Annotated in this window: 5 protein-coding genes, 1 tRNA gene, 1 pseudogene and 1 riboswitch; of the genes and pseudogenes, 3 read left to right on the top strand and 4 right to left on the bottom strand. The window is 68.5% G+C overall.

Annotated elements, in window-relative coordinates; translation table 11 throughout:
* Positions 1-352, bottom strand: a pseudogene (locus tag Q8R27_RS10025) (threonine-phosphate decarboxylase); the annotation flags it as partial.
* Positions 353-2,305, bottom strand: coding sequence for a TonB-dependent siderophore receptor (locus Q8R27_RS10020; protein ID WP_305698885.1), 1,953 nt, complete (start codon positions 2,303-2,305; stop codon positions 353-355).
* Positions 2,306-2,438: 133 nt separating this feature from the next.
* A riboswitch (cobalamin riboswitch) is annotated at positions 2,439-2,630 on the bottom strand.
* Between the two features lie 36 nt (positions 2,631-2,666).
* Here Q8R27_RS10020 and cobU point away from each other — a divergent pair.
* Positions 2,667-3,185, top strand: a complete 519-nt coding sequence (gene cobU / locus Q8R27_RS10015; protein WP_305698884.1) for a bifunctional adenosylcobinamide kinase/adenosylcobinamide-phosphate guanylyltransferase — start codon at positions 2,667-2,669, stop codon at positions 3,183-3,185.
* A complete protein-coding gene (locus Q8R27_RS10010; protein ID WP_305698883.1) occupies positions 3,182-4,411 on the top strand; it encodes a TCR/Tet family MFS transporter in 1,230 nt (409 codons plus the stop codon). The genes cobU and Q8R27_RS10010 overlap by 4 nt, the downstream gene beginning before the upstream one ends.
* A gap of 60 nt (positions 4,412-4,471) precedes the next feature.
* Here the strand turns inward: Q8R27_RS10010 and Q8R27_RS10005 are convergent.
* Positions 4,472-4,546, bottom strand: a tRNA-Gly gene (locus Q8R27_RS10005).
* A gap of 298 nt (positions 4,547-4,844) precedes the next feature.
* Here Q8R27_RS10005 and Q8R27_RS10000 point away from each other — a divergent pair.
* On the top strand, positions 4,845-5,339 hold the full coding sequence (locus Q8R27_RS10000; protein ID WP_305698882.1) for a MaoC family dehydratase: 495 nt from the start codon (positions 4,845-4,847) through the stop codon (positions 5,337-5,339).
* Positions 5,340-5,389: 50 nt separating this feature from the next.
* On the opposite strand, the gene Q8R27_RS09995 is transcribed toward Q8R27_RS10000, so the two are convergent.
* Positions 5,390-6,085, bottom strand: coding sequence for an alpha/beta fold hydrolase (locus Q8R27_RS09995; protein WP_305698881.1), 696 nt, complete (start codon positions 6,083-6,085; stop codon positions 5,390-5,392).
* Positions 6,086-6,130: the final 45 nt, after the last annotated feature.

The following is a 6,130-nucleotide window of genomic DNA, read 5'->3' as shown; positions in this document are numbered from 1 at the left end:
CGGAAGCCGACCACGCCTCGGCATGGCCGCCATAGGTCGGGCCGACAATGACCGCCTCGCGCGCGCCGGTCAGGGTGGGCAGCAGGCGAAGCGCGGCCTCCGCGCCGGCCGTGGCCACAATGCGGTCAGCGCCCGTCAAGCCGAACGCCGCCGCAGCAGCGCGCTCCATCGAACGCAACGCCAAGGGGTCGGGCAGCCGCGCCAGATCGGCGCGGGTCGGCCGCGGTCCACGCCAGGGTCGCGGGTTGATGCCGGTCGAGAGGTCGATCCATGGCTCCGGAGCCAGCGGGAAGGCCGCGCGGGCTTCGCCCAACCGCCCGCCGTGCCGACCGAAGCCATGGACCGGCGCCATCTAGAAGCGCGCCCGCAGACCGACGAATGCGCCGCGGTCCGGCGTCCCGAAGTTGAGGATCGTCTGATAATCCTCGTCGAACACGTTCTCGACGCGGCCGTAGACCTCAAGCCCCTCGCGGATCGGATAGGTCGCGCGCAGGTCGACGACGACATAATCGGACACCGCTATCGTATTGGCGTCGTTGTTGAACGTCTTGCCGACGTAACGCGCCGCGATCGCCGTCGACAGGCCGATGGGCCAATCATAGGTCGCCTGGGCGAAGCCCATGTGCTCGGGCCGCCGCGTCAACTGCTTGCCACGATTGGCGCCCGAGTCGTTGAGGGCCTCGGTCCAGGTGTAGTTGGCTCTCAGCGACAGCCTCTCACCGATCTTGGCGGATCCCTCGAGCTCCACGCCCTGCGCCTTGGTCTTCTGGACATTGAGGTAGTAGCCGAACCGGCTCACCCCACGCGGCGCGCACAGCGGATCGGTGGTCCCGGCGTTGCAGGAGTTGAAGCGGATCTCGTTGTCCGCATCGCGGTGGAAGTAGGTCGCCGACAGGCTCACGCCTTCAGCGAACCGATGCCTGATCCCCGCATCCCAGGCGTCGAAGGACTCCGGCGCCAGTGTAGTGTTGCCGAACTCGCTGAACAGCTCGTAGAGGCCAGGAGCGCGAAAGCCCTGGCCGAAGCTGGCCCGCAGCACCGTGTCGCCGTCGTTCAGCGACCAGGCCATGGCCGCCTGCCCCAAGGTCTTGCCGCCATAGGTGTCGTGGTCGTCGTGACGCACGCCGCCGGTGATCGTCAGGCCGTCGGCGATGACGCCCTGCACCTGCAGGTAGGCGCTGTCGAGACCCACCCGCCCGCGGATAAACGCCGGATTGGGCTGGGCGACCGAGGGGGAGCGCGTCCGCATCCGCGCCCTTTCGCTCTCCAAGCCGAACGTCGCATTCCAGGCGTCGGAAAGCGCGAACGACCCCTGGTACTCCCAGCGCCGGTTCTGGCCGGCGGCGTCGAAGGTGACGGGCGCGGCGGTCCTCACGGGATTGACGTTCTCCCGATCGGTGTCGGTGTAGGCGTAGGCCAACCGGTTCTTCAGCCGGCCATCCAGCAGGGCGGCGTTGAGGCCCAGATAGGCGACCAATTCCTCGGTGCGGCCGAACTCGGCGGAATCGACGTTGAAGCCGTCGATGTCCGCGCGGCCCTTGGACCATACCGAGCGCGCCTCCACCGAGACGTTGTCTGTGATCGCAAGCCGCACTCGGCCGCTGACGCCGCCGTTGTGGTAGCCGTCGTCTTCCTTGCCGAGCTTGTAGGCGGAGAATCCGTCAGTGGTGTAGTAGGCGCCGGCGAGCCGCCAGCTCAGTCGCTCGCCCAGGCCGCCGACGCCAGCGCGCAGGTAGGCGGTGTCGCGCGAGCCGACCTCCGCGTCCGCCGTGGCCTCGAATGGGGCCTGCGGTTCGCGGGTGACGACATTGACCACGCCGCCGATCGCCTGGCTGCCCCACAGGGTCGATTGGGCGCCGCGCAGGATTTCGATGCGGCTGATGTCGCCGATGAGCAGATTGCCGAAGTTGAAACCGCCCTGGGTCGACGACGGGTCGTTCAGCTTGACGCCGTCGACCACCACCACCGTGTGCTGCCCCTCGGCGCCACGGATGTTCACCGTCGCCGCCGTGCCCGGGCCGCCGTTGCGACTGAAAGCGACGCTCGGCGCCTCCTCCAGAATGTCAGTCACGGTCACCGCCTGGCTGGCGACGATGGTTTTCTCGTCGAGCACGGTGACCGATTGGCCGATACGCGTCTCCGGCTGCGGCGAACGGGTGGCGGTGACCACGACCTCAGTGAGACCGGCGGAGCCCTCGCGACCGGCGACGTCAGGGGTGGGCGCCGTCGCCTCAGCGGCCTGGGCCGGGCTGGCGACCAGGGTCATCGCCGCATAGGCGGTGGAGAGGAATAGCAGCGTCTTCATAGGCATAAGCCCTCCGCTTGACGACGGGTCGCGGAGGATTACGCGAGGACGGCACGTCGCCGCCCGCGGTCACCCACGGCCCAACAACGTCGCCTCACGGGAAGACCCGTTCGCTCGGCGCACCCCGGCCGGACGAAGGACGACTGCGGCAGGCAGGTCTCCTGGCTCACGGGTCACAGCCCATTGCGCGCCGCCTTCCCAGACCGTCGGTCCAGTGGCTGTTGACGCGCGGGCTCGCCGCTTACAGTTGCGGGGGCAGCCCAGGTGTCGCACCTGAGTTCCCTCTTAGTCCCCTTGCGGGGAAACCTGCCGCAGCCGCCCAGTAGGCCCTGCGCCCAGGGCCGTCAATCATGGAGCCGGGATGGCTTTCACCCTCGTCATCGGCGGCGCGCGTTCGGGCAAGAGCGCCTATGCGAGCCGGATCGCCGAGGCTCACGCCCGGGAGACTGGCGTCCGGCCGATCATGATGGTCACCGCCGAAGCGCTCGACGCCGAGATGGCCGAACGCATCGCCGTGCATCGCGCCGACCGGGGCGAGGCATGGTTGACGGTGGAGACGCCACGGGCGCTCACTCAGGCGGTGACGGCCCTCGAAGGCGGCGACGTCGCGGTGCTCGATTGCGTGACGCTCTGGCTCAGCAACCACCTGCTGGACGACGCCGATCTTGCGCTGGAGGTCTCCGGACTGGTCCTGGCGCTCTCGCTGACGCCAGCGCAGGTGGTCGTCGTGACCAACGAAGTCGGCCAGGGCGTCGTCCCTGACAACGCCCTGGCCCGGCATTTTCGTGACGAGGCGGGCCGCGCCAACCAGGCGCTGGCGGCGGCGGCGGAGCGCGTCGTGCTGATCACCGCCGGCCTGCCGCTGACGCTGAAACCGTGACTCCGCTCTCCGGATCGCGGCGAACGGCGGTCCTCGCCTTCATCTTTGTCACCGCCGTCCTCGACATCCTGGCGATGGGCGTTGTGATGCCGGTTCTGCCGAGCCTGATCGAGGAGTTCACCGGCTCCAACGCGCGCGCCGGCGTGATCAACGGCGTGTTCGTGGCGATGTGGGCGGCGATGCAGTTCGTCGCATCGCCAATCATTGGCTCGCTGTCCGACCGGTATGGGCGCCGGCCCACCATCCTGATCTCCACCGCGGGACTTGCGGCGGACTATGTGCTGATGGCGCTCGCCCCGAACCTCTGGTGGCTGGCGCTGGGCCGGCTAATCGCCGGCGCGACCTCGGCGAGCTTCACGACCGTCTACGCCTACATGGCCGACATCACTCCGCCGGAAGGCCGCGCCCGCGCCTACGGCCTGATCGGCGCGGCGTTCAGCGCGGGGTTCGTGGCCGGCCCGCTGATGGGCGGGCTGCTGGGCGAGATCTCTCCCCGTGCGCCGTTCTGGGCCGCCGCCGCGTTCAGCGGCGTGGCCTTCGTCTACGGCCTGTTCGTGCTGCCGGAGTCGCTGGCCCAGGAACACCGCATGCCGTTCGCCTGGCGACGCGCCAACCCGTTCGGGGCGATGACGCTGCTGCGCCGCCACCGCGAGCTGATGGGCCTGGCGAGCGTCAACTTCCTCGTCCACTTCGCCCACCACGTGTTCTCGACCGTCTATGTGCTCTACGCGGCCCACCGCTATGGATGGAGCCCGGCGGCGGTGGGGATCGTGCTGGCGCTGGCCGGCGTGCTCGACGCCTGCGTCCAGGGGCTGCTGATCGGACCGACGGTGAAGCGGCTGGGCGAGCGCACGACGATGATGATCGGCCTGTTCGGCGGCGCGGCCGGGCTGGCCGGCATGGGGCTCGCGCCCACCGGGCTCGCCTTCGCCTTGGCGCTGCTGCCCAACTGCCTGTGGGGCCTGGCCATGCCGACGCTGCAGGCGCTGATGACCGGGCGGGTCTCGGAGTCCGAACAAGGCCAGCTGCAAGGCGCCAACATGAGCCTCGCCAGCATCGCCGGCATCGTCTCGCCGCTGCTGTTCGGTGCGGTCTACGCGGCCTCGATCGGCCCTGGCGCGGCGTTGCCGCACCCAGGCGCGGCCTTCCTGCTGGCCGCAGTTATCCTGGTCGGCGCCGGCCTGGTGGGCTGGCGCTTGGCGCGCGGGGCGCAGACGCCTGGCTGATCGGGTCAAGGCGAGATGCAGCAAGCCGGTGTCGATGGATCGGGGCGTTTGGCCGGGGAATGGAGCGGGTGGCGGGAATCGAACCCGCGACATCAAGCTTGGGAAGCTTGCGTTCTACCTCTGAACTACACCCGCCAACATGCTGTACTCACGAGCAGATTTCGCAAATTGACCAGCACGAAACAGCCCTTCCGGCAGCATCTTTGACAGGCTGTTCCGTAACGGGTCTGCGGCGGCGGCTCAAGCCCTGTTGCGCTTCTGATCTCAGCAGACGTCCAGCCGCGGGTGACGATCGCGCTGCGGGCGTTCGACGAGCGGGATTTGGCCAGCCCAGGGGATTTCGCCACCCCGAAAGACCGGTTAGCGTCTTGCCGACAGCCGCCTTCGCGGAAGAACGATAACTTCGCGGCGATACGCAAATTGGGAGAATTCGATGCCGGACGAGGCCATGACCGAAGAGACCAACACGATCGCACCCATGGGAATGGCCGATATGGCCAACTACATCGGCGTCCCCTTCGGCCCCAGCCCATGGATCACCGTCACCCAAAAGATGATCGATGAGTTCGCCGACGCCACCGGCGACCACGCCTGGTTCCACACCGATCCGGAACGCGCCAAGCGCGAACTTCCCTACGGCGACAGCATCGCCCACGGTCTGTTCACCCTGTCGCTCACGGTCAAGATGATGGGCGAGATGGTGCGCTCTCAGGGCCAAGGCCGCGCCCTGAACTATGGCTACGACAAGGTCCGCTTCCTTGCGCCTGTCGTCACGGGCTCGCGCATCCGCATGCGCGGCGAGGTCGTCGGGGCGGAACCGAAGCCCGACGGCGGGGTGGTGATCCGGATGCGGATGACCGTCGAGATCGAAGGCGGCGACAAGCCCGCGCTGGTGATGGACTGGATGGAGATTGGCTGGCCGGCCTGACGGAGGGCCCCTGCGGGCGCCGGGTCGTCGACCTGTGGCCGCGCTTCGCGTCAGGCGGCGATCTGCGCCAGTCGCTCGGCGATGATCCGGAAGGCGGCGGCGTTGACCACCAGGCCGATATGGCTGCCGGGCACCTCGATGTTGTCGGCGTCATCGGCGCTGTCGCGGCAGTCGAACGGCGAGACCACCCCGTCGCTGCGGCTGTAGATGACGGTGTGCGGCACCGGCAGCGGCGAACGGTCGGTGACGATGCTGCGGTCCTCGCCGGTCATGTGCCGACGCAGCCAGACGACGCCCTCGTTCATGCTGGTCTCGTCGCCGGCGAACGGACTGCCCAGGCAGATGACGCGCTCGATCTGGTCAGGATGTCGGCGGGCGTACTGGCGGGCGACCACGCCGCCGAGGCTATGGCCGATCAGAATGATCTTCCCTTCGCCCCTGTGGCCGTCGATCTTGGCTCCGAGCCGCCGGCTGTCCGAACCCAGGGTGCGGTCGCCGAAGTTGGGGCCCATACCGAGCCCCGAGACGTGATACCCGAGGAACGTCAGATAGCTGCGAAGGCAGTAGGTGGACGTGTCGTCCAGCGAGAAGCCCGGCAGCACCAGCACCTTGCGCCCATCGCCGCGCGGCGCGGCCCACAGCAGCGGCGCCGCCGCGAACAGGGTCGCAAGTTCGAGCGAGGGCCGGAACGTCTCGGCGAGCGTGAGGGCGAGCGACGGCGGGCCGGCGGAAACTTCTTCGTACATGAACCGATCAACCGATCTCAGAGGCGGGCACTCACAACTGTCGCA

The organism is Phenylobacterium sp. (assembly GCF_030697305.1).
Taxonomy (GTDB): Bacteria; Pseudomonadota; Alphaproteobacteria; order Caulobacterales; family Caulobacteraceae; genus Phenylobacterium.
This window is presented reverse-complemented; position numbering and strand designations above follow the sequence as displayed.